We start from the raw sequence: 562 nt of genomic DNA, 5'->3' as shown, positions 1-562 counted from the left end.
TGCCGGGGAAGTCGATGCCGGCGCTGGTGCGCACGATGGAGCGGGCGCCGTCGCAGCCGACCACGTAGCGGGCGCGCAGGCGGTCGGCGCCGCCCGCGCCCTGGACGGTGACGCTCACGCCGTCGTCGTCGAGGTCCACGCCGGTGACCTCGACGCCGCGGCGCACGACGGCGCCCAACTGCACCGCCCAGCCGCCCAGGACGCCCTCGGTGCGGGCCTGCGGAACACCGCGGGCACCGTAGGAGCCGCCCTCGATCACCTGGTAGTCCAGCGGCACGCCGCCGAAATGGCCGGCCGGAATGACGCCGACCTCACCGAATCGGGCCATGAGTCCGCGCTGCGCGAACTCCTCTATGGTCCGCGCCGAGAATCCCAGGGCCCGTGATTCACGAATCGGTTCGGCCAGCTTGTCCAGCACGGTAACCGAGACTCCATTGAGCCTCAGTTCACCCGCGAGCATGAGTCCGGTGGGACCGGCCCCCACAATAATGACATCCGCGTCGAAGAAATTCATTTGTCCTCTTCTCACTGGTGTACGGCCAGTATCGCGAGGCATTTCGAG

At 68.5% G+C, this 562-nt stretch carries 1 protein-coding gene; it reads right to left on the bottom strand.

Features of this window, described 5'->3' with window-relative positions; translation table 11 throughout:
* Positions 1–514, bottom strand: a 514-nt coding sequence (locus CCN37_RS38535; protein WP_168201068.1) for an FAD-dependent monooxygenase, incomplete at its 3' end; no start/stop codon positions are given.
* Positions 515–562 lie beyond the last annotated feature (48 nt).

Origin of the sequence: Allokutzneria sp. NRRL B-24872, from assembly GCF_002155965.1 — a bacterium.
Classification (GTDB): Bacteria; Actinomycetota; Actinomycetes; order Mycobacteriales; family Pseudonocardiaceae; genus Allokutzneria.
The sequence above is the reverse complement of the archived record's forward strand: the minus strand, read 5'-3'. Positions and strand labels throughout refer to the sequence as shown.